This window comes from Ketobacter alkanivorans, from assembly GCF_002863865.1.
GTDB lineage: Bacteria > Pseudomonadota > Gammaproteobacteria > Pseudomonadales > Ketobacteraceae > Ketobacter > Ketobacter alkanivorans.
The window spans coordinates 1873264-1896338 of the sequence record NZ_CP022684.1; the positions used below are offsets into that span (position 1 = coordinate 1873264).

Here is a 23075-nt window from a genome sequence, read left to right on the forward strand (position 1 = left end):
AGTGCGCACAAGAAAGCATCTCAGCATTACTTGATGATCTGGTTATCAAAAGCCCGAACACAAAGATTCCTGGAGAGAAAAACAGCACGATCGAAACTTTGTTGAAACAGCGCAACGTTGAATATGTCACCTTTGAAGACTGGCGTCTTCTGGATCAGCATGAACAAGCACTGGGCCAAGCACAAGGACGACCTCGCAAAAAAATCACCGACACTACGGAAATGCTGGCGATCATTCACAGTGCCCGTGCCAAGAAAGAAGAAGCCGAGCAGACCCGAGCAAGGCTACCGGTGAAAATTCATTTCCGTTCATGCACACTATGTGAGGCTATGTGCGGGGTCAAAATCACTCACCAGGGCGATCAGATTCTATCAATCGAAGGTGATCCAGACGACCCGCACAGCAGAGGCCATATCTGCCCTAAGGGCTATTCACTGCAGGATCTACACAATGATCCCGATCGCCTAAAAACACCCTTAAAAAAAGCCAATGGTCAATGGCACCCCATTAGCTGGGATGACGCCTTGGATGAAGTGGCAGAAAATTTGGTGAGGATTCAATCAAATCATGGACACGATGCAGTAGCCGCCTATTGGGGCAATCCTACCTCCCATAATCTGGGCTTACTGTTGGCAACCAGTAAATTCCGCAAAGCATTGGGCTCAAAAAACCTGTTTACTGCCGCGTCATTAGATCAACTGCCTCACCAATTAACGTCTTACCTCATGCTCGGTCATGGACAGGTGTTTACGATTCCTGACATCGACAATACTGAGTACATGCTCATGCTAGGAGCCAACCCTGCAGCATCTAACGGGAGCCTGATGTCATCCGGTGATGTACTTAAACGACTGGAAGGTATCCGTGAGCGCGGCAAATTAGTATTGGTGGACCCGCGCCGCAACGAATCCGCTCACTATGTATCAGAGCATCTGTTCATACGGCCAACGACCGACGCACTGTTTCTGATTGGCATAATCCAACACATCATAAATAACAAACTATTCCACCCTGATCACCTTAAGCCCTTATTGAAGGGTTGGGATCAATTGCAGACTATTTTCGATGGCTTCGATCTACACCAGATCAGTGCACACTGTGGAATACCAGAAAAGGACATCATACGCATTGCGGAGGAATTTTCCGGAGCCAAACGAGCAATCTGCTATGGCCGCATGGGTATATCAGCACAGGCGTTCGGCACACTCAATCACTGGTTGATTAACATTTTAAACATTATCACCGGTAATCTGGATCGCCCCGGAGGCATGATGTTCACCCAGCCAGCAGTTGATCTTTCCATCAAGCCGTCCACGGCTGGCAGCTATAACCATTATCAAAGCCGGGTGCGTGGCCTTCCGGAGTTCAATCGAGAGCTGCCAACCAGTGCAATGGCCGAAGAAATGTTGGTACCCGGTGATGGTCAAGTACGTGCTTTTGTGTGTATTGCAGGAAACCCTGTGCTATCTGCTCCTAATGGTCGACAATTGGATCAGGCCTTGGCAGGTCTGGACTTTATGGTCTCACTTGATTTCTATCTGAACGAAACCTCCAGGCACGCAGATATCATTCTGCCCCCCACCGGGCCACTGGAACACGAGCAGTACGATCTAGTCTTCAATCTGTTGGCCGTGCGCAACGTTGCCAAATTCGCAGAACCGTTATTTAAACCCGACGACCACACTCGATCTGATTGGGACATCATGCAAGGGTTAACCCAACGCATCAGACACCTTAAGACCGGAGATAACGAAGCAGGAAAACCACCCGAAGCAACCCCTGAACAAGTGGTGGATTTCGGTCTACAAAGCGGCCCCTACAAACTCACACTACAAGAACTTAAACAGCACCCTCACGGGTTAGACCTCGGACCAATGCGCCCCCGACTGCCAGAACACCTCTATACAGAGGACAAGATGATTAATCTGATTCCCGAGCTCATGAAGGAGGACATGGCCCGGTTACGGCATTACTACTCAGAAATCAAAGATTCTGGCTCCCTGACATTGATCGGTCGTCGTGATCTGCGCACCAATAATTCCTGGATGCACAACAGTCAAAGGCTAGTGAAAGGCAAGGATCGCTGCACTCTGTTAGTCCACCCCAACGATGCAGAACATCATGGAGTGAAAGACCGCGGTCGCGCAAAGCTGATATCCAGAGTGGGGGAAGTTGAAGTCGACATAGCCCTTACCGAAGACATCATGCCGGGTGTAGTGAGCCTGCCCCATGGCTGGGGACATGACCGAGAAGGTATTGCCCTTCGCGTGGCCCAAAGTAATCCTGGCGTAAGCGCAAATGATGTTACCGATGATCAGTTTGTGGATACTGCTTCCGGCAACGCAGCGCTTAACGGGGTTGCAGTTAGACTGGTTGGCATATAACCCGAGTCTAAATCTCTGATTTATGGTCATCAATTACTTTCAGTAACTGGTTCACGGTGGGGCGTGTTTTGTAATCCAGAGAGGTATGAGACCACACTACCGTGCCATGCTTATCAATAAGAAAAGCAGATGACACGGCAAATTTATGGTGCTGCTTGCCACTCCATTCTTCGATATTGATGCCATACTCCTGATACTTGGGCATCAATGCATCGTCTAATTTCATGCTGACTCGAAATAGATCGTGCACTACCAATTCAGGATCGGACAATACCGGGAACGGAATTTCATAAGTCCGGGACACCATTGCCGCAGCATCCGGGATGTCAACGCTAATCAAAACAGGCAACACATCGCGTGCTTTGAATTCAGGCCAGGCTTCTGTGAGCTGGCGAATCTGGCGATTACAATATGGGCACCAACCTCCACGATAAAACACCACCAGCAGCGGCCCTTTTGCCCTAAGACTTTCGAAGGAAACCGGCGTCCCGGTATGGTCGTTAACTTCAAATGAGACTACTTTGTCACCCTTCGCCAGACCAATACCATCATCGCGGGAGCCTAGTACAGCATTATCAGTGGCATTCAGCTCTGGTAATTTCACCGGCAATGCAATGCCACCCGCATGAGCGAACATGGTTAGAAAACAGAGATTGATTACAAAAAAACCGATTACGATCCGCATATTAGACTCCTGTTTACACGCCATACACCCGCGCGCAGATTGGCAGCATGGCTAATTCCATTCCAAGCGGACGTCAGTATCCTTGCCAAAGTCGATCTGTGTCAACCGGCAGGTCACCTTCGGAACAGTTCAGGCCGCAGATTAGCCTTTATAAGAGGATGCATCGGTTGTGTATTCAGGATGGCCATATTCAACTAATAGCCGGTTGATCTTTTTGACCAACATTCGATCTACGATCCCATCAATCACAGGTATGCGCTGCGCAACTTTGGTCGCAACCACTTGCGGTAGGACATATGCACTCACCATGGCAAAGAACAGATAATCAATAGGTGACGCATTCACATTCATTTTTTTAGCCAGAGAACGGTTGCCCTCACTTAGAAAGACGCGATAGAAAAACACTTTGGAGAAGCTTTTCTCCACTTGATTATAAATACGACTGCGAACGCGTTTGTCTTTGGGCCGATAGGCTGCCATGGTGGCCCGCACCAGGGCACCACAGGTCTCATCGTCATAACCATCGCGCAGCGTTCCCGAATATGCCATCATTACATCCACAATCGCCTTCGGCGTGGCAGGGAGCAACTCCTCTGGCAAACCCAGTAAATAGCTCTGATATCGACACAGCTCAACAATAGCTCTCTCTTCCGATGTGAACTTCTTATTCTTTCTCCCCATTGCAGCAAAGGCCGCAAGAAAGCCTGGTATGGTGCCTGCTGGCATCTGATCTACTTGGGGAATGGGGATGCCATAAACATTGACATCCCATTTATCTAATCGTGTAAGCAAATTAAATCTAACCATGGAATGCATTAATCGAACCATAGCGGCGGCCTTAAAGCCAACGCCATAGCGCTGCAATGCCCCCGGCAAAGTAGCCGTTGTAAAAAAGCTGGCCGTTTCGTTAACTCGCTGCACTGCAGATTCACTGGAAAGCGTACCCGTTAGTGCCATTGGCAATCCCGAATACTTGTTCATAAAAGTAGCAATAAAAGCACCGCGAATCGCAAATGGTGTCAGGTTGGCCATCTGGTTACGACTAATGCGCGCGCCCTCTTCAACCAGGTTCATATCTACCCATTCAGGGGTCTTCTCCATGGCAAAAATAAAGTCTATAAGTTCTGGTGGCGCATCAGGAACTGCGTCCAAGCCCTGATCACAGGCTTTCTGTAACATGCCAATTAAGCTCCTGAATCCGTACCGAGGCATCAATGCAGCGTAGGCATCTGCTACGATATCTCCCAGCATGGTATAAGCACGAGCGCGCTCTATTCGTTCAGCATCAGCCAGCAGGGCCGGCCTAAACTTTTTCGCAAGTCGACGGGGCATCTGGCTACGGTCACTGATTAGCTCCGCAAACCGAGTGGGTGTTTTGTCAAAATCGACTGCGCCATATAGCGAAGGTATACGCTCTTTCTGTGAGCGAACCTGTTGTTTTAGTTCTTGTAAGCTAATGGCCATATACGCTTTCCTTTAAAAAATGCCATCTCAAACGATAACATTGAATCAGCGAACATGGCACTGAATGGGGACTAAATAGGCTCACCTGTGTCGTGAATTGCCAGCGTCTGCTCTTTCGCGCCATTCAGGTCACCGTTAATAGCCAAACAGGCTTCCAAACGATCGGCGTATCCAACGGTTGTTATATTGAGGGCATAACCATCAAACAGAATTGAAATAGGATACATGGCTTCTAATTCAGCACCATTCAAATATAACTTACTGCGAGTGGCGACCACATTAGAACCCACTAGATTAAATAGCTTTGACACTCGCATGCCAAAACCCGATATTTGCCCTAGTATCAGCGGAGAAGTCGCAACGATAATGTAGAGGCGCATTATTGGGCAGTTTGAACACCATCAAGCCACCCACGTTTTTAGTATGCGCCAGTGCTTTTAGATGCGATTCAGGCTTGAATGGGGGTACCTGAAAACTTTAGCTTGGCCATTGCAACTTTGATAAACCCCTTCATATTATTCGCGTCATCAACCGTAGCAGTGTACTTAAGCGTCAGCTTCATTGGCTTGGTGGTTTTACTCTTCCAGGTTAGAGTTTCTCCATCAAATTTCCCATCTTCAATTTCCTGAACACCATACTCCTCACTGTTCATAGTACCCGTTAGGGTTGCGCCATCGGATTTAAGGGTTACAACACTTTTCTCTTCCTTGCCACCAGGCGCCTTCACAACAAAATCCCAACTGCAATCGATTACTTTAGACATACATGTTCTCCTTGCTTTATATTATTTTGATGAGATACGGTGTTTCTTATTAAATAAATTATTGATCGTGGAATACCGTGGTTTCGCTTAATTCGGCTCGCCCCATACGCGTGTTATTAATTGGGTCGTCGATATCCTCATATCCGAACGAAATCCCAAACAACAATTTATAACTGGCATCAACCTCTAACACTTCCCGTACTGCATCAGCATGAAACCCCAGTGAAGTTTGCGGACAACTAGCCAAGCCATGGGCGGTGAGCGCCAACATCAGGGTTTGTGCGTACATGCCAATATCAGCGGCTTCCCGCAGTCCAAAGTGTTCAGGCAAAAACAAAAATGCCACATGGGGAGCACCAAAGAAGCGATAATTACGCATAAATACTTCCATACGTTGCTCTTTGTCTTTGCGCTCCAACCCTACCGCACCGTACATTTGATTAGCTGCATCAAATTGACGCTCTTGGTAGATACCATGATATTTTGGCTCATAAGGGTAATCCAGTGTTGTCATGCCACGCATTGTATTGACCGGCAGGATGTCACGCAGACGCTCCAGCTTGCCACCACTCACCACATGTACGGCCCAAGGCTGAGTATTGCAGTTAGAAGGAGCCCGGCCGGCAATGCTAAAGACGTGCTGAATCAGTGCCTGACCAACAACTTGCTTTTTAAAACCACGCACCGATCGGCGCTGAGTGACCACGGCCTCAAAACACTCAGCCAGAGTCGCCTGCTCAAGATTCATGATGTACCCTCTGCATTAGTATTATTGGCTTCATAGTAATACATGTGACCGCTCAGTTCTCGCATTACTCTCCCCTCTTCCAGCAGGTAATGCAAATGGGCCACAACCTCACCCACCGCCAAAAAATTCTGAAAGGGTTCCAGTTCTTTATCAAACAGCTCAGCGGTGAGTTGCTGCGCAGTTCTTGGCTTCTCCAGCAATGCAATAATGGCCTGCATCCGTTCATGATGATGATCTACCACCGCCTGTAACCGCTCATGCAGACCATAGAATGGCAGCTGATGGGCCGGTAGAATCAACACACTATCGGGCACACGGCGAGCCATTTTCGTGTGAGCATTCATCCAATGTCGTAAAGGGTTATCCTTAGGCTGTGTAGGCGTTACGCTGACATTTGAGGTAATTTGTGGCAGCACCTGATCACCGGAAATAAGGATGTCCTGCTGCTTACAATACAGGCATAAGTGTTCCGGGGCATGGCCACGGGTAGTGATGGCCTCCCACTGATGCAGGCCTATGGTAAGGATATCGCCATCCTGTATCCTATGAAATGCAGCAGGCACAGGCGACACCAAGTGCTTGTAATGTTTATTACCCAACAGTGCGTTACGATCAGCCTCTGATATACCCGTTTGATCGAAATACTGCTTCACTTCCCAATAGGGTTCTTGCCGCGCTTCACTATTAAAAGCGCGAGAATAGAAGTACTCCGCCTCCGTCATATACAGAGGAACCTTATGGGTATCGCAGAGCCAGCCTGCCAGCCCCACGTGGTCTGGATGATGATGGGTAACAATCACGCGGCTGATATGATCACCCTGTAGTTGCGCTTCGATCACGTCCAGCCATTGCTGCATAGCGGCTTGACCGTTCATACCCGTATCCAACACGCACCAACCCTGACCAGAGTCGTTAACCGTGTCCCGTAGCAAATAGCAGTTAATGTGATCGAGAGACAGCGGCAGTGGCGTTCTTAACCATTTGATGTCTGGTGTGATATGGAAGGCTTCCGCCTTACCCGGAGCGTGTTGAAACGGAAAGCGCAGGCTCACAGGCGCTTCGCCACTTCGCCGTACATCACTTCAGTGGCCCCGCCCCCGATGGTGAGTACTCGCGCATCACGGTACATACGCTCAATGATGCTTTCTTCCATAAAGCCCATGCCGCCGTGTAGCTGTACACATTCGTACATCACCTGATTCGCCACCTCGCAGGCCCACGCTTTCAGGCCAGACACCTCTTTAATGCATTCAACACCTTGAGCATCCAGCCAAGATACGTAGTACAAGTAGTTGCGGGCAGCGTCCACCTGAGTTTGCGCTTGAGCCAGTTTCAAGCGCACCACATCCTTATCAAACAGGGCACCACCAAAGGCCTGCCTTTGCTTTACATTCTCAATCGTGAGATCAAGTGCTTTCTGAGCCTCACCAACCCCCATTGCCGCCAGCATTATGCGCTCGTGCTGGAAGTTCTTCATAACAGCATAGAAGCCTTTGTTCTCTTCACCCAGCAAATTTCCAGCAGGGATACGGACATTATCAAAGAACAGTTCAGCTGTATCAGAACTGCGCCAACCATGTTTCTTAAGAGAACGGCCCACGCTAAAGCCAGACGTACCCTTCTCTACCAGAAACATAGATATACCGCGGGAACCTTTGGCATTGGGATCAGTTTTCGCAGCCACAATATACAGATCACCATAAACACCATTGGTGATGAAGATTTTGCTGCCGTTGATAATCCAGTCATCTCCATCACGTACGGCGCGAGTTCGGATACCTGCCACGTCTGAACCTGCAGCCGGTTCGGTAACACAGACAGCGGTGATGGTTTTACCTTGAATAATATCTGGCAAGTATTTTTGTTTTTGTTCGGCATTACCCGCCAGTGCCAAATGCGGCGACGCCATATTAGTGTGCACCAGAGCAGTTATAGTTACCCCTGCAAAGGTAGATCGGCCCAACTCTTCGGCCAACACGGTGGCAGCTCGCACATCTAAACCGCTGCCACCATAATCAGTGTCATGCGTTAAGCCCAGAAAGCCCAGCTCACCCATCTTGCGCATAAGCGCTCGGGGCACATGGCCTTCCCGTTCCCACTCATCACCGTTAGGGACAATTTCTTTTTCTACAAAGCGGCGCACTTGTTCACGCAGCATCTGATGCTCTTCGAGGAAGTACGGATTGGGTATGTTACTTGTCATAAGGATTCATCATCGGGTTGTATGCTAATAAGAATTGCACCATCTTCGACGTTATCACCTGCCACCACTCTTACTTGAGCAACCACACCCGCAACGGGGCAAGGCAGATTGTGGATCAGCTTCATCGCCTCCATAACGGCACCGGTTTGCCCGGCTTCCACCCTGTCGCCCTCACGCACCAGCACATCGGTGACCAGGCCAGGCATAGCGGCACGCACATCATTACCTGCACTTTTTCCCGCAGCGGCTTCACCCAACTGGCTTTCCTCCAGGCCAACAAATTGATAGCTACGACGCAGGCGTGGCGAGCTGAGTGCCACCTGCTTACCGACAATTGCGATATCCAAATTACGGTGGGTGCCTTCCAGCTCTACCCGCCATTGCCGTTGCAAACCATTACTATCGGTAGAATGATAAAGCTTGATTGGAAAGCTTACTGATTTTGCGCCATCATCACAGCCCTCAACTAGCGTGACAAAGTAGTTGCCATGACGCCCCTGTATTTGCATTGCTTGCAGGCCATTGGCGGTTTTCAACCACAGATGTGACGTGGCGACAGTACCGGCCAGTTGAGTTAAGCGCCAACCCCCCATGGTTTGCCAGGGCGTGCCGGAAACCGGATTACAGCCTGCAGATTCCTGCTGCATAGCCAGAGCAGCTGCAGCGATGGCTGCATGCATGGATTCGCCCCATGGTTGCCAGCCATTTGGAAACTGCTGTGCCAGATACTGAGTGGTAAGTTCCTGATGGAACGCAGGGCGGGTAAGAATACTCGTTAAGAACTCTTGATTGGTTTTCACTCCACCAATGGCGAAGTTATTCAGACCCTGCAACAAGCGCTGCGCCGCTAACCCTCGACTGCCCCCATGAGCAATGATTTTCGCCACCAATGAATCGTAGTAAGGGGTTATCTCAGATCCCTGAGCCACGCCACTGTCGATACGCAAACCTTCTGCTATTGGTTCCCGATACAAAGTGATGGTGCCGATCTCGGGCAGATAATCGTTAGCCGGATCTTCCGCGTTAACACGGGCCTCAATGGCGTGGCCATTGGCACGAATATCTTGCTGGGTATAAAGCAGCGCCTCACCTCGGGCAACCCGAATTTGACATTCCACCAGGTCAATACCGGTTATCAGTTCAGTAGTAGGATGCTCCACCTGAAGGCGAGTATTCATTTCCAGAAAATAGGCTTCACGACTATCGGCATCAAGAATGAATTCAACAGTACCTGCACCACGATAACCCAAGTGGCGGCCCAGCCTCACTGCGCAGTCGAATAGCTGCTGTCGCACATCATCATCCAGATGGCTGACCGGGGCCTCCTCAATCACTTTTTGATAATTGCGCTGTATCGAACATTCCCGATCCAGCAGGTGTAGCATGTTGCCGTGGCCATCACCCAGCAGTTGCACTTCAATATGACGTGGGCGAACAATGTATTTTTCCAGCAAGACTCGATCATCACCAAAGGCGCTGGACGCCTCTTGACGGGCTTGTTTAAGCGCTCCTTCGAATTCACAGGCCTCATGAACAATACGCATGCCTTTGCCACCACCACCGGCACTGGCCTTGATCAGCAGAGGAAACCCAACTGCGTTACCTTTAGTCAGCAGGGTTTCAAGATCCTGGGCATCGCCGTTATATCCCGGCACGGTGGGAATATCCAAAGCTTGAGCAATCGCTTTCGCCTCGATCTTTGACCCCATAGCAGCAATACTTTCCATGCTCGGGCCGACAAAGATAATTCCATTTTTTTCACACAATGAAATAAGGGCAGTACTTTCCGAAAGAAAGCCATAGCCAGGATGGATGGCATCGGCACTGATTTTCTGTGCCGCAGCCAGGATCGCATTAGCATCAAGATAGCTCTCATTGGCCGCAGCACCACCAATGTGCACTGCCATATCAGCTTGTTGTACGTGCAAGCTATGACGATCTGCCTCGGAGTATACGGCAACGGACTCTATTCCTAATCGTTTGCAGGCACGGATTACCCGACAAGCAATTTCCCCCCGGTTAGCGATCAAAAGACGTTTTATAGTACTCATTTTCGCCTCCAGCCAGGAGCTTTCTTATCAAAGAAGCAATGAATACCTTCCTGACCTTCCTCTGATTCCCATGTGTCTGCCAACAGATTAGCGGTATATATAAGGTTGGTATCCGTATCGTGACTGTCCACGTAGAAGATCAGCTTCTTAGTGGCGGCGATGGCACCGGGCCCACATTGAAGAACATATTTCAGTTCTTCTTCCACGGCTTGATCAAGCTGATCATCCGGCACCACTTCATCTACCAACTTCAAATCTTTGGCCTTGGCAGCGCTAAGTGGTCGCGCATTCAGAAACGTGCGGCGAGCATTTGAGCGACCCATTTTAGCCACTACAAATGTAGAGATATTGGCGGGCGTTAAACCAAGACGCACCTCGGTTAAGGCAAAGCTTGCGGATTCCACAGCTATGGTAATATCGCATACCGACATCATACCGGTGCCACCACCATAGGCTTGCCCGTTGATGCGACCAATCAGAGGTTTAGACAACTCATTAAGGGTGCGCAGCATACTTGCCAGATTGGCACTGTCTGCAACCCTTTCGGCACGACTGGCATCAAATATCCCCTGCATCCATTTCAGGTCGCCGCCGGCACAGAAGGATTCCCCTTCACCAGTTAGCACCACAGCTCTTACTTCAGGATTTCTGTCTAGCTCACGTGCAGCATCAGTTACTTCTCTGATCAGTTCGTCATTCATCGCATTATGACGCTCAGGGCGGTTCAGCAGCAGCGTGGCCACGCCTCGCTGATCGATGGTGACGCGGATGGTGTTATAATTCATATTTGATTCTCGCCAATTCTCGCTATCAGATCTTTATTACATGCGGTAAACATAGCTGCGCTCATTTTCCGGTGGCAAGTTTGCCGCCATAGATAGACATAGCGCAATCACATCACGAGTTTGTTCCGGTTCTATGATGCCGTCATCCCATATTCTGGATGTCGCGTAGTACGGATTGCTTTTCTCCGCATACATAGCCCGAGTTTCCTGATTGAGCTTCTCCAGTGATTCTGGTGTTGCTTTATTGCTGATACTGGATTTGGCTAGTTCCAGCACCACGTTAGTACCGATATCCGGGCTCATGGTTGCCACCACTGAATTGGGCCAGGCAAACATTAAGTTGGGGCGGAATCCACGCCCACACATACCATAATTACCAGCACCGTATGATCCACCAACCACCACGGTAAAACGCGGCACTCTGGCGCAAGACATGGCGTAGACCAGTTTGGCACTGTGCTTGGATATACCACCCTGTTCTGCCGCTTTCCCCACCATAAAACCAGGTACATTTTGCAGAAACAACAACGGGATATTGCGCTGCTCGCATAACGATATGAAATGAGCACCTTTAACCGAGGCATCAGAAAACAGCGGACCGTTGTTACCCAATATGCCAACCGGATATCCATCAATATGTGCTGTTCCACAAATCAAGCTGGTTCCCCATTGCGGCTTGAACTCCTGAAACTCACTCCCATCCACCAAGCGTGCGATGACTTCTCGTATATCGTAGGGCTGTGCAAAATCCCTACTGACAATACCTTTCAGCTCATCCACTGCGTAGGCTGGCTCCCTGCTTTCCAGACGACGCTGATAACAATCAGTCTTACGATTCAGGCCCGCCACAATATCGCGCATGCGAGCCAGAGCCTCCTGCTCTGTTTCAGCAATATAATCAGACACCCCTGACACCGTGGCATGCATTTCGGCACCACCGAGTTCTTCTGGGCTGATGTCCTCGTTGATTGCGACCTTAACGATTGACGGCCCGCCCAAATGAATAGTGGCATTGCCGCGCACCATCACCACCTCATCAGATAGTGCAGGGATATATGCAGCGCCTGCCGTACTAACACCGAATACCGCCGCCAGCTGCGGCAGTCCTCTGGCGGACATATTGCATTGCCTGAAGAAAATATTGCCGAAGTGATCTCGATCTGGAAACACACGATCCCATTCATGCAAATAGGCACCACCACAATCCACCAAATAAACACAGGGAAGCTGGTGCTTTTCAGCAATCTCTTGTGCGCGAATGTGCTTCTTTACGGTCTCCGGATAGTATGCACCTCCTTTTACCGTTGAATCATTTGCCACAATAACGCAATGAATGCCATGAATGATCCCGATGCCGGTGACGACACCCGCACTGTGAACACGGCCTCCGTATTGTTCATAGGCCGCCAGGGTAGAAAACTCCAAAAATGGCGTACATGGATCTACTAACAAGTCGATGCGCTCACGGGGCAGCAACTTGCCTCGCTTCCGATGACGTTCGATCAGGTGATCACGCCCCCCGGCAACGGCCTCCGCCATACGACTACGCAACTGCTCCGACAGTTCACTGTGATAAGCGTAGTTGTCACGGTATCCTTCGGAATTCTTATTTACCTTTGAAGTAATTCTGCTCATGCTTCACTCAGTCAATTGGTACGGCATTTATTTGATTCGACCAGCGCCTTCCCAATAGGGAGCACGGATCAATTTACGGCTCATTTTACCCACTGGCGTTCGAGGCAACGGCGTAGTTTGAATTTCCACCTTGATTGGTTTTTTGTAGGAGCCCAGCTCATTGGCACACATATCAATGAGTTCCTGCTCGGCGACAGCAGCCGGATCTTTTACCATGACAATTGCGTAGGGGGATTCACCAAAGCGTTCATGAGGCACACCGAAGGCAACCACTTCGATAACTTGCTCATGAGTGGCCAATACATTTTCCAATTCTGTCGGCCAAATATTGAATCCACCGGACAGGATCATGTCGTCTTTACGATCGAACATGTAAAGATATCCGTTGCTGTCCAGATAACCGATATCACCTGTATGAATAAAGCCTCGTACGATTGTTTTCGCGCTAGCCTCAGGGTTCTCCCAGTAACCGCTCATCTGACCAGCATTGCGGAAACAAATCTCACCTTCCTCGCCATAGGGCAGAGCAACATGGGTTTCTGGGTCTCGGATTTCCACCTCACAAAACGGGTGCACCTTACCTAGCGAGCGTAACGGATTGGAGCCATCCACATCGGTGACCCACTCAGAAGCCATTGTCATGGTGACAGGCACACCTTCGGACTGGCCATACAGCTGACACAGAGAATCTCCCCAAATCGAATACGCTTTGCGCACAGCTGCTTCTGTGATGGGGGCCGCACCAATCATCAACACTTTGAGATTGGACCAGTCTTTTGTTTCTACGCCCTCCACTTGCATGATGTCATTCACCATAGTGGGCGCCACAAACATATAGGCTACTTTCTCTTTTTCCATCATCTCGACTACCGGGCCGGTCTGATACTTTTCTACTACCAGGTTCACGCCACCCATTAGCCAGATAGGTACAAACATGTAGCCCGATGCATGAGAGATAGGTGCAATATGCATACACACATCGCCGGGGGCAACCGGGGGCAAAGTAAAAAACCAGTTACGGCCGATTTCAAGCCATGATTGATGCGTAAAGGCTACACCTTTGGGCTTTCCCGTAGTGCCACCTGTGTGTCGAATCACATAATTACCATCATCTTGTACCGGCACGTCTGGATCTGTAGCAGGAAACCCGGCCAACCAGCTTTCATAGCCATCCTTCTGCCGGACAATGATATGCTCCAGCTCAGCCAGCTCATCATTCATGCCCTCTAGTTGATCGGCATAGTGCTCAGCCACAATCACCGCCCGGCAGTGAGTGTGTTCCATCATCGATAGATGACTGCTCCGGGCATTACGTGCGTACAGGGGCACACGGGTAATATTGGCAATGGCAGCGCCTAGAAAGAAGTCCACCGCCTCCAGCGTATTATCTTCCAGGGAGGCTACCGCATCTCCGGGCTTAAGCCCCATTGAAAGCAGCAGGTTTGCCATACGACAGCCGCGCTCCCACGCCTCCTGAAAGGTGAGCCTGGATTCGCCGGCAATGATTGCAGGTCTATGCCAGTGAAATTGGGCGGAACGGCGCATCATGTCTCGAATATTCATTGTGGATTCCTCTTTATTTTTATTCCCTTTAACGCTGTTGGTTAATGAGGTTTTTTACTTTGCGCCATTCCCACTGCGATGGCTGTGCTAGCTACATCGATCTAAAATTTTGTCTTGGTATCGGAGGTTTCCCATCTACGAATGCTGGATATAATGCCTGCATCACACCATCGCGTTGAAACACCAGCTTGCGCGCCTGCATGTGTTCACTTCTCAGTGCATCGGCCAGGTTGTTCACCACATTAAAACAGCAATCTACCTCACCGAAGCGTTGCTGGCATTCCGATTCATTGAGCCCTGAAAAATAACATTCAAGCTCACGCTGTAGTTCAAGCTGCGGCAGCGGGTCGTTCATGCGTTCGATCCATTCAGGATGATCCGCAGCGGTGCAGAACGCCGCCCAGAACTTTGGCTCCACTGCACCCAATGCCACGATTTTATTGTCTTTGGTCTGGTAAGTTCGATAACGCGCCGCACCACCATTCAACAGGGCAGCGCCCCTAGGCATACCAGCACCGTTTTGTTGTGCTTCTACCAGTGAAAATACCATTAACGGCATTACTGAATCCGCCAGCGCCACCTCGATATGGCACCCTTGTTCACTACGCTGCCTTTCCAGCAATGCCGCTAACACTGTGCTCATACCAAACAACGAGGCCGAGCAATCAGCCAGTGGAGGCCAGGGTGCAACCGGCTGCTGCTGAGTACCTGTGCCTTCCAACACACCGTTCATAGCCAAATAATTAATATCATGGCCCACTTCAAGCTGCAGAGGGCTCTGTTCGCCATATCCGTTAAGAGAACAAATTACCAGGCGGGGAAACTGTTCGCGCAAGTAGGCAATAGACAAGCCCAGCCTATCCAGCACACCAGGCCGAAAGGATTCGAACAACACATCAGCATCCTGCAACAGCTCCATCAGTGCCGCTTTACCTTGCTCCGATTTCAAATCAAGCCTGATGCCAAGCTTGCCTCCATTGACTGCATCAAAATATCCCGAGTGCCCGTTAGGCCCATTGGGGCCGATGGTACGCAGCTCTTCTCCTGCGGGAGGCTCGATCTTGATTATTTCAGCGCCCATATCCACCATCATCAGGGACGCCAAAGGACCAGGAAGGTGGCGGCTTAAATCCACAACCTTAATGCCTTTAAGAAACTGATTAATCCGACTCATATGTGGCACCTGAATACACCTTAAGTGAAGGTCACATCCAGCCCCAGTTCTTTTGCAATGATCATGGTTTGGATCTGGCTGGAGCCATCGCCGATTCGCGTTATGCGCGTGTCACGTGCATAACGCGACACAGGACAATCATTCATAAAGCCATAACCACCATGAACCTGAACTGCCAGATCGGCAACTTCAGAGGATGACTCACAACAGTAGTACTTAGCCATCGCCAACTCATAAATGCTGGCTGTTCCAGCATCCGCTTTCATCGCTGCCGAACGCGCCAGCAACCGGGACGTTTCCACCTTCACGGCCATATCAGCGATCATTTTCTGGATCATCTGCAGTCCGCCCAGACTACGGCCAAAGGCTTGACGCTCGTTTACATAGGCAATTGAATGATCAAGACAGGCTTGTGATAAACCCAAAGCACAGGCAGACAAAAAGCAGCGGGCGGATTGATAGGTTTTATGCACGATATAACGCCCATCACCTTCATTGCCCACCATCATCTCATCACCAACTTCTGCCCCGTCCAGATAAATGGGATGAGTATCGGAGGAGCGCCAGCCCAGCTTATCGTATGATTTACCGATGGTGACACCGGGTGTTCCAGCAGGCACCAGGAACAAACTCATTTTAGACTTAGCTGCATCTTTAGGACTGGTAACTGCTGCCACCAAATTATAGGTCGTGATGTCTGTACCGGAGTTGGTAATAAAAGCTTTCTCGCCTGAGATGGACCACTTGTCGCCCTTCCTGTCGGCCCGTGTTGTAAAGCCTGCCGTCCAAGAGCCAGCCTGGGGCTCAGTTCCTGCAATAGACCCTACAGCAGTCCCCGCCACAATACCCGGCAGATACTCTTGCTTTTGCATATCGCTGCCGAAAGATTGCAGCGTTAAGCCGGTGGCCACCGCGACCATGGCTGACAAGGCGAAGGTTTGATCTGCTCGAGCCAACTCTTCAATAGCCAGCGACATCTCCAGTATTCCCAAACCCAGGCCACCATGCTCTTCCTTGAATGGAATAGCGCAAACACCAATATCCCGGTTCATTTTCAGATATAAATCAGTGGGAAACTCGGCTTTCTTATCTAGCTCGAAAGCAATGGGTGCCAACTCTGATTGGGCCCACTCCCTAACTGTGTTCTGAAGCGTTTTTTGGTCTTGCGTCAATTCAAACATCGTGAGGATCTCGTTATTGGTCTTGGTGTTATCGTTCGTATGCGGTGCTTTGCAGGATAGAAATCATTATGCGGAGAACCCCCAGCACACCCATCGTCCAAGTGGACTAGGACATTCCAGAGCCCCTGCAATACCTTTTGCCATGTACATTTGCGCGCTATAAACGGCTTCGCAAGGCACAATAAAAACAACTTTAGGCAAAGTCATGACTCAACTTGTACTGCACACTCATCGGCAGGAGCACATCCTGCGGTTGACCATGAATCAACCGGAAAACCTCAATTCCCTGGGGTTTAAACTGGTGGCAGCCTTGCGAGCGTCATTACAGGAAGCCACCAGGGATGACGCCATACGGGTTCTGATTCTGACCGGCACCGGCAAAGGGTTCTGTGCCGGGGCCGACCTTAAAACAATGAATCACCCTTACGCGCCCGGTGAACCGGACGTATTAGATTGCATTGTTGAACTGTTTGATGAGCTACGGAACTTTCCCAAGCCTGTGATTGCCGCTGTAAACGGCATTACGGCAGCAGGTGGCATGGAGCTGATGATGTGCTGTGATCTTATCTATGCCGCCCGCAGCGCGCGCATCGGCGATGCCCATTGCAATTACGGCATTGTCCCTGGTGGCGGTGGGGCTGCGATTCTGCCACGCCTTCTGCCTGCTGCCATCGCCAAGTATCTATTGTTCACCGGGGAACTCCTGCCTGCCGATAAGCTGCAACACTATGGCTTGGTCAATGCCGTGCTGGATGACGATCAGTTACTGGATCACGCAACTACTGTGGCCAGTGTCATTGCACAGAAAAGCCCGATCGGTTTACGCAGGACCAAACAAGTGGCTAACGAAGCGCTGGACAAGTCCGCCGCCGACGCCATTATCCACGAACGCTTGGCCGCACGAGATCAGTTTCGTTCTTATGACTATCGCGAAGGCATCAACGCTTTTTTGGAAAAGCGAAAACCTGAATTCAAGGGCTATTAAATGACGGGTATCTGCATCATCGGCGTCGGCATGACCCGCTTTGGCCGACATCGAGATAAAAGCCTGAAGCAGCTAAGCTGTGAAGCAGTGGATGCGGCCCTGATTGACGCAGGCCTACAACGCAATCAGATCGAAGAGATCCACTTCGCAAACTGCGTGCAAGGCTATATGGATGGCCAACATATGATACGGGGGCACGCCATATTTCTGGAGCAGGGGTTCCAAGGCATTCCTATTTTTAATCTGGAAAGCGGTTGCGCCAGCGGCAGCATGGCGTTTCATCAGGCGGTACGCTGCCTGCTTTCAGGTCAGGCCGATGTCGTCATGGCAGTAGGTGCAGAAAAAATGGTCTGCGACGATAAAGGCAAGATGTTTAATGCATTCACCAGTGCCTGGGATATAGCAAGAACCGACTGGCAGATGAATATAATTGAACAGATGGCTGCCGGACCAATCCCCTCTGGCAGCCAGTCTGACAAACCTTACAGCCCTTTTATGGACGTATACAAAGCAGAGTTCATTCAGCATCAAAAACTCTACGACAGCACGGTGCGCCAGGTTGCTGCTATTTGCGCAAAAAACCATCTTCACTCCACACACAACCCCAATGCGCAATTTCAGCAAGCCTACTCAATTGACGAAGTCTTGAATGCGGCTCCCATAACCTACCCTCTGACTCTACCTATGTGCGCTCCCATAAGTGATGGCGCTGCGGCAGTTATTCTGTGTAAACTGGACAAAGCGCCAAAGTTGGGCGCAGGCTCTCGCGCCATACCGGTGCTGGCGTCTACAACTGGATCGGGGCGAGAACGGGCTCCTGAGCAACTTGATCAACACTTAGTAACGCGGATTGCCGATAAGGCTTATGAGATGGCCGGGGTTGCAGCAGCGGATGTAGACGTTGCGGAATTACACGATGCCACAGCAGTGGGGGAGCTGCTGGAGACCGAAAATTTAGGGTTATGCCCGCCAGGTACAGGGGGCGAATTTGCTGAGCGAGGCTACACCTCCCTGGGCGGCAGCATGCCTGTAAATGTGTCCGGTGGCCTGGAATCGAGGGGGCACCCAATAGCCGCTACCGGCATCGCACAAATTTTTGACTTAGTACAGCAGTTACGGGGCGAGGCAGGCGCTCGCCAGGTCGAAGGAGCGCGTATCGGCCTGCAGTGTAACGTAGGCGGATTCTGGGGTGTTGAAGAGGCCTCCGCACACGTTGCAATACTGGGCAGTAAAAAGGCGATTTAGTCGTCATCATAACCACCAAATTTAAGCACGCACACAAAAACAAGAACGGATATTAAGTATGAATACACGTACTGGTCTGACCCTTTCATTTGCATTGCTCACTATTTTCCTGCAAGGCTGCTCCATTCGCGATATGGCTGCATCCAGCATGGTTTCATTTGGCAATGAATACATAAGCCCCTGGTTTATGGCGTCTTCGGATACCGATGTCATGTGCGCAATGGGGGAAGGCATGTCTGCAATGACTTTCCCGCTCGGCCCTAACATTGATCCTATGATCCCTATGCTCACGTTAGCTTCAGGTATGTGCGCAGATGAGAAAGCCAAGGAAGAAGAGTTACGCTTTATCCGCGCGATGCGCCACAACGATGTCGCTACCGCTCAGGATGCCCGCACCATGCAAAAGCGCTGGACCAACGTCGCCGCATCACGTCAGTACATGGGATACCTCGCGACCGTACGCTACTTTGGCGACCCAGCTGAAGGCTGCCCTGACTTCTCGGATCGCAATGAGGAGATGGCTTATTTGTTTGGGTTATTCGGCGGCCTGCAAGCATTCCAATCGGATCTATCCATCGGAGGTGCTGCTGGCGTAGCACTGGATACGATGCCCAAGTCCATTGCAGGGCTCAGATGCGTAGACAGCGACGGATTCTGGGGCATTCCCAATGCAGTACTGGCCGTGGTAGATGTTACCAAAGCCAACCTGGATGGCGACCAGGATGCTGTTCAGCTTGGTTTGGATCGTCTTGATTTGGCCTCACGGGTGGGAGAAAAGCAGGGCGTACGCATGGTGCATATGATTCAGGCCATTATGTATTCGTCCCAAGGTAACGAAGAAAAAACCAAAGAAGTCATTCGCAAGCATGTGACCATGAAACAGGAATACCCTGCCAACCCTGAACTGAATTTACTCGACGAAATGGCCACACGAGGCATTCGTCTGGTATCGGATAAACTGTGGACCACTCACACTGGCCAGCGTACGCCTTTCGGCAAGCTTGGGACTTTCTGGGATGATCAGATCATTCCCGATGACGCCATGGATATTGATGACTTACTTTAGGGATCATGAGGGAATCAGAATGAAAATCACCACAATCAAAAAACAACTACTAAGGCCGCTGCTTGCCGCTGCCCTGCTGGGACAATCTGCCTTGTGCCTCGCAGCAGGCCCGGCTCCGATCACCATGTGTGGATTCATGCTGATGGGTGAAGGTGGCCCGGAACACCAACTTCTGCTGGACTATCAAACAGCAGCACTGCAGTGGGGTGTGAAAATTGAAATAAAATCCTACATGAATGAAAAGATTGTTGCAGAAGAACTGAAGTCAGGCGTATGCGACATCGCCAACATGACCAGCATGCAGGCTCGCAACTTCAATAAATTTACTGGCACCCTGGACGCACCAGCATCCATGCCTACTTATGAACATCTTCGCACTGTGCTACAAACCTTAGCCAAACCATCCGCCGCCAAGTACATGCGCGACGGTGAGTTTGAAGTGGTCGGAGTACAGCCTGCCGGTGCTGTGTATATTTTCTCAAACGACAAGAACGTACGCAGCCTGTCGGATTTGGCGGGCAAAAGAATGGGGGTAATGGACAGCATGCCTGAGATGCGACAATTGGTAGTCGACATGGGTATGACGCCGGTTTCCTCATCACTCACCAACCTCTTCCAGAAGTTCAACAACAAAGCCATCGATATTACCGGCGGCCCAGCCGTTGTCTATGAAATGATGGAGCTGCACAAGGGACTTGAGCCCGACGGCGGCATCCTCAATGAGCCTATTCTGCAGGGCAATATGCAATTTGTCGCACGCTGGAACAAACTTCCAGAAGGCTACGCGCAAAGCTCACGAGAACATTTCATCAGAAACTTTGATCAGAGCCTTGAATTCATCCGTACCGCAGAAGACAACATCCCCAAGGATCTATGGATTCCGCTGCAAGAAGATAAACGTGCCGAATACAACGCCCAAACCCGTCAGCTGCGGCTGGCATTTCGCGACAGCAATATCTATGACGCTAAGATGCTGACTCTGTTACGCAAGATTCGTTGTAAAATCGACGGCACTCGTGCTGAATGCACCGCTCCAGACGCAGAATAGAAACACATCAGAAGTTGACAGGGTAGCATAGTGAAAGAATTGTCATTAGAAACTCAACCACATATTAAAGCTGGCATATCAGAACGGCTCCCTGTCATTGCCATACTGTTACTACTGATCTTCATTATATTCGCCCGCACCGGGGAAAGCGTCCATGGACAGATGACCAGGATGGGCGCAATCTTCTGGGAAGATTATTTTATCCTGCGCTCAGAAATAACATTACCCACCTGCAATCCGAATTTTGATATTGAGCAAAGGCTCAACCAGTTAGAAGCAGAATCCGGCGGCGGTGATTTTGATCTATTTGACGAAGGCTTTGATCGCGAAAGCTCGCGCACCTCACTCATCCAACAACAGGCAAATTGCAAAGCAGAATACGCAAAGGCCGAGAAATACAAAAGCCAGATAACGCCACTGCTGGAACTGTTTCGTGCAGCGGAACATTTGTTCTCACAGGCCAGTATATTTTCAACTGAAAAACAACACCTTTTCTTGATGGCATTGCTGTTTATAGCCGCAGGCGTAGCCACTCAACAGCGCCACCACATAGCCTTCCGCCCAATGCTTTCGAGACTGGATTACAAAGTATCAACATCACTGCAGTTCTTGGCGAACAGCGCCCTCGCCTATTCTGCCTGGGCCTACCGAAGCAACGCCTTCTCATCCAGCATTGAGGCAAGCAACCCGGATGTAATCAACGGCCTGGTGCTAGGGTCTACCGCATTGGCTCTACTTTCACTTTATCAGTTAGCCACACTGCCGAAAAATCTACCTGATAAAGGCAATCTGACCCACGCACTATTATCGATCCCACTATACACCATCGTCATGCTGATCTTTTCAGTTGTCGTGTTTTTCAGCCTGCGTCATCCTGCAGGGCTTTCTCTTTATTTCAGCGCATTCTTTGATCTCTCGGGCACCTACATTGATGTAGCTCTCTATCTATGGTGCGGCATGCTGCTGAAGCAAACACAGCTTGGCGAGCGCGTATTCAGCCTTTTTACTCCCTGGCGGCTGCCTCCGGAAATGCTGGCATTCGTCGCCATCGTTGTTATGGCTTTACCCACAGCTTATACCGGTGCATCGTCCATAATAATTCTGGCGATGGGTGCGGTTGTGTACCGTGAGTTACGCAAAGTCGGCACGCGTCGCCAATTAGCGTTAGCCGCCACAGCCATGAGCGGTAGCTCCGGCATCGTGTTAAAACCCTGCCTGATCGTGGTCATCATCTCCATTCTGAACAAGGAAGTCGTCACCGACGATCTATTCTTCTGGGGTATACGGGTATTTCTGTTAACTGTATTCGTATTCTTTGTGTATGCCATGATCACCCGGCGCGATCCTCTGCAGCTGGCCAAGGCCAGTGAAGCATTGCCGGTCATGGCAAACAATGCCAGGCCTTTGCTGCCTTATTTAATTGTGTTCATTTTGGTGGCCGGGTCCTATCTTCTGGTTTTGGATGCCAGGCTGGATCAGTTTTCTGCGCCGATTATTCTGCCGGTCATCATCTTCTGGTGGATCGTATTCGAACGAAAGCTCAGTAAAGCAAAACCCCTTTATGAAGAAGAAGAACGCATTGGCTCTCTTGGTGGCTCTCTCACTAAATCCATGACTGATGCCTCTGTTCACATTGGCGGATTACTGATGATGATGTCTACCTTCATGATTATCACCAGCTTGGGCGGCAAATCGGTATCGGCAACGTTCCTGTATGATTTCAGCAATCCACTACTGGTAATGACAGCATTGATGGTAATGTTTGTTCTGATCGGTATGTTTATGGAATCCATGGCAGCAATCGGACTGGTGTCAGTCGCCATCGCGCCAATTGCGTACCAACAGGGTATCGATCCGATTCACTTCTGGATGACTTGCCTTGTCGCTCTTGAATTGGGTTACTTAAGCCCGCCGGTTGCTCTGAGCCATATTTTTACCCGCCAAGTGGTGGGTGAGGAAGAGTGCGAATTGGCCGCCAAAGAGGGGGACACCTTCTACTATCGCCATGAACGCTTATTATTGCCGCTTATGGTGATGTCCACCACATTGATACTGGTTGGCTTTGGGCCATTGCTGGTGGGCTACAACCACTAGA

19 protein-coding genes are annotated in these 23075 nt (G+C 50.2%); 6 read left to right on the forward strand and 13 right to left on the reverse strand.

Annotation, left to right across the window (positions count from 1 at the left end):
* Window positions 1-221: 221 nt before the first annotated feature.
* Window positions 222-2384, forward strand: coding sequence for a molybdopterin-dependent oxidoreductase (locus Kalk_RS21665; RefSeq protein ID WP_407656820.1), 2163 nt, complete (start codon window positions 222-224; stop codon window positions 2382-2384).
* Window positions 2385-2391: 7 nt separating this feature from the next.
* Here Kalk_RS21665 and Kalk_RS08060 read toward each other — a convergent pair whose 3' ends face one another.
* The 13 genes from Kalk_RS08060 to Kalk_RS08120 form a co-directional block, all read right to left on the reverse strand.
* On the reverse strand, window positions 2392-3069 hold the full coding sequence (locus tag Kalk_RS08060) for a peroxiredoxin-like family protein (protein WP_101893709.1): 678 nt from the start codon (window positions 3067-3069) through the stop codon (window positions 2392-2394).
* Between the two features lie 141 nt (window positions 3070-3210).
* Window positions 3211-4533 (reverse strand): oxygenase MpaB family protein, encoded by a 1323-nt coding sequence (locus tag Kalk_RS08065; RefSeq protein WP_101893711.1) that lies wholly within the window; start codon window positions 4531-4533, stop codon window positions 3211-3213.
* A 71-nt stretch (window positions 4534-4604) separates the two neighbouring features.
* Window positions 4605-4844: a WS/DGAT domain-containing protein gene (locus Kalk_RS08070; RefSeq protein ID WP_199768031.1), complete on the reverse strand. Its 240-nt coding sequence runs from the start codon at window positions 4842-4844 to the stop codon at window positions 4605-4607.
* Window positions 4845-4981: 137 nt separating this feature from the next.
* Window positions 4982-5296: a hypothetical protein gene (locus Kalk_RS08075; RefSeq protein ID WP_101893715.1), complete on the reverse strand. Its 315-nt coding sequence runs from the start codon at window positions 5294-5296 to the stop codon at window positions 4982-4984.
* A gap of 58 nt (window positions 5297-5354) precedes the next feature.
* Window positions 5355-6044 (reverse strand): nitroreductase, encoded by a 690-nt coding sequence (locus Kalk_RS08080; RefSeq protein ID WP_101893717.1) that lies wholly within the window; start codon window positions 6042-6044, stop codon window positions 5355-5357.
* Complete coding sequence (locus Kalk_RS08085; protein ID WP_101893719.1) at window positions 6041-7096, reverse strand: MBL fold metallo-hydrolase; 1056 nt, start codon at window positions 7094-7096, stop codon at window positions 6041-6043. Before Kalk_RS08085 ends, Kalk_RS08080 begins: the two co-directional genes overlap by 4 nt.
* On the reverse strand, window positions 7093-8247 hold the full coding sequence (locus tag Kalk_RS08090) for an acyl-CoA dehydrogenase family protein (protein ID WP_101893720.1): 1155 nt from the start codon (window positions 8245-8247) through the stop codon (window positions 7093-7095). The genes Kalk_RS08085 and Kalk_RS08090 overlap by 4 nt, the downstream gene beginning before the upstream one ends.
* Window positions 8244-10298 (reverse strand): acetyl/propionyl/methylcrotonyl-CoA carboxylase subunit alpha, encoded by a 2055-nt coding sequence (locus Kalk_RS08095; RefSeq protein WP_101893722.1) that lies wholly within the window; start codon window positions 10296-10298, stop codon window positions 8244-8246. Before Kalk_RS08095 ends, Kalk_RS08090 begins: the two co-directional genes overlap by 4 nt.
* Window positions 10295-11083, reverse strand: a complete 789-nt coding sequence (locus Kalk_RS08100) for a crotonase/enoyl-CoA hydratase family protein (protein WP_101893724.1) — start codon at window positions 11081-11083, stop codon at window positions 10295-10297. Before Kalk_RS08100 ends, Kalk_RS08095 begins: the two co-directional genes overlap by 4 nt.
* Before the next feature lie 36 nt (window positions 11084-11119).
* Window positions 11120-12718, reverse strand: a complete 1599-nt coding sequence (locus Kalk_RS08105) for an acyl-CoA carboxylase subunit beta (protein ID WP_101893726.1) — start codon at window positions 12716-12718, stop codon at window positions 11120-11122.
* A gap of 27 nt (window positions 12719-12745) precedes the next feature.
* Complete coding sequence (locus Kalk_RS08110; RefSeq protein ID WP_101893728.1) at window positions 12746-14281, reverse strand: class I adenylate-forming enzyme family protein; 1536 nt, start codon at window positions 14279-14281, stop codon at window positions 12746-12748.
* Between the two features lie 91 nt (window positions 14282-14372).
* Window positions 14373-15455 (reverse strand): CaiB/BaiF CoA transferase family protein, encoded by a 1083-nt coding sequence (locus tag Kalk_RS08115; protein WP_101893730.1) that lies wholly within the window; start codon window positions 15453-15455, stop codon window positions 14373-14375.
* A 20-nt stretch (window positions 15456-15475) separates the two neighbouring features.
* Entirely contained in the window at window positions 15476-16636 is a 1161-nt protein-coding gene (locus tag Kalk_RS08120; RefSeq protein ID WP_101893732.1) for an acyl-CoA dehydrogenase family protein, read from the reverse strand.
* Between the two features lie 205 nt (window positions 16637-16841).
* Here Kalk_RS08120 and Kalk_RS08125 point away from each other — a divergent pair, with 205 nt between their 5' ends.
* From Kalk_RS08125 to Kalk_RS08145, 5 genes are read left to right on the forward strand one after another with little or no spacing between them, the layout of a single operon-like run.
* Window positions 16842-17621: an enoyl-CoA hydratase/isomerase family protein gene (locus Kalk_RS08125; protein ID WP_101893735.1), complete on the forward strand. Its 780-nt coding sequence runs from the start codon at window positions 16842-16844 to the stop codon at window positions 17619-17621.
* Window positions 17622-18866, forward strand: a complete 1245-nt coding sequence (locus Kalk_RS08130) for a thiolase family protein (RefSeq protein WP_101893737.1) — start codon at window positions 17622-17624, stop codon at window positions 18864-18866.
* A gap of 58 nt (window positions 18867-18924) precedes the next feature.
* Window positions 18925-19932, forward strand: a complete 1008-nt coding sequence (locus Kalk_RS08135) for a hypothetical protein (RefSeq protein WP_101893739.1) — start codon at window positions 18925-18927, stop codon at window positions 19930-19932.
* Between the two features lie 19 nt (window positions 19933-19951).
* A complete protein-coding gene (locus Kalk_RS08140; RefSeq protein ID WP_158643375.1) occupies window positions 19952-20980 on the forward strand; it encodes a putative solute-binding protein in 1029 nt (342 codons plus the stop codon).
* A gap of 30 nt (window positions 20981-21010) precedes the next feature.
* Window positions 21011-23074, forward strand: a complete 2064-nt coding sequence (locus tag Kalk_RS08145; RefSeq protein WP_101893743.1) for a TRAP transporter large permease subunit — start codon at window positions 21011-21013, stop codon at window positions 23072-23074.
* Window position 23075 lies beyond the last annotated feature (1 nt).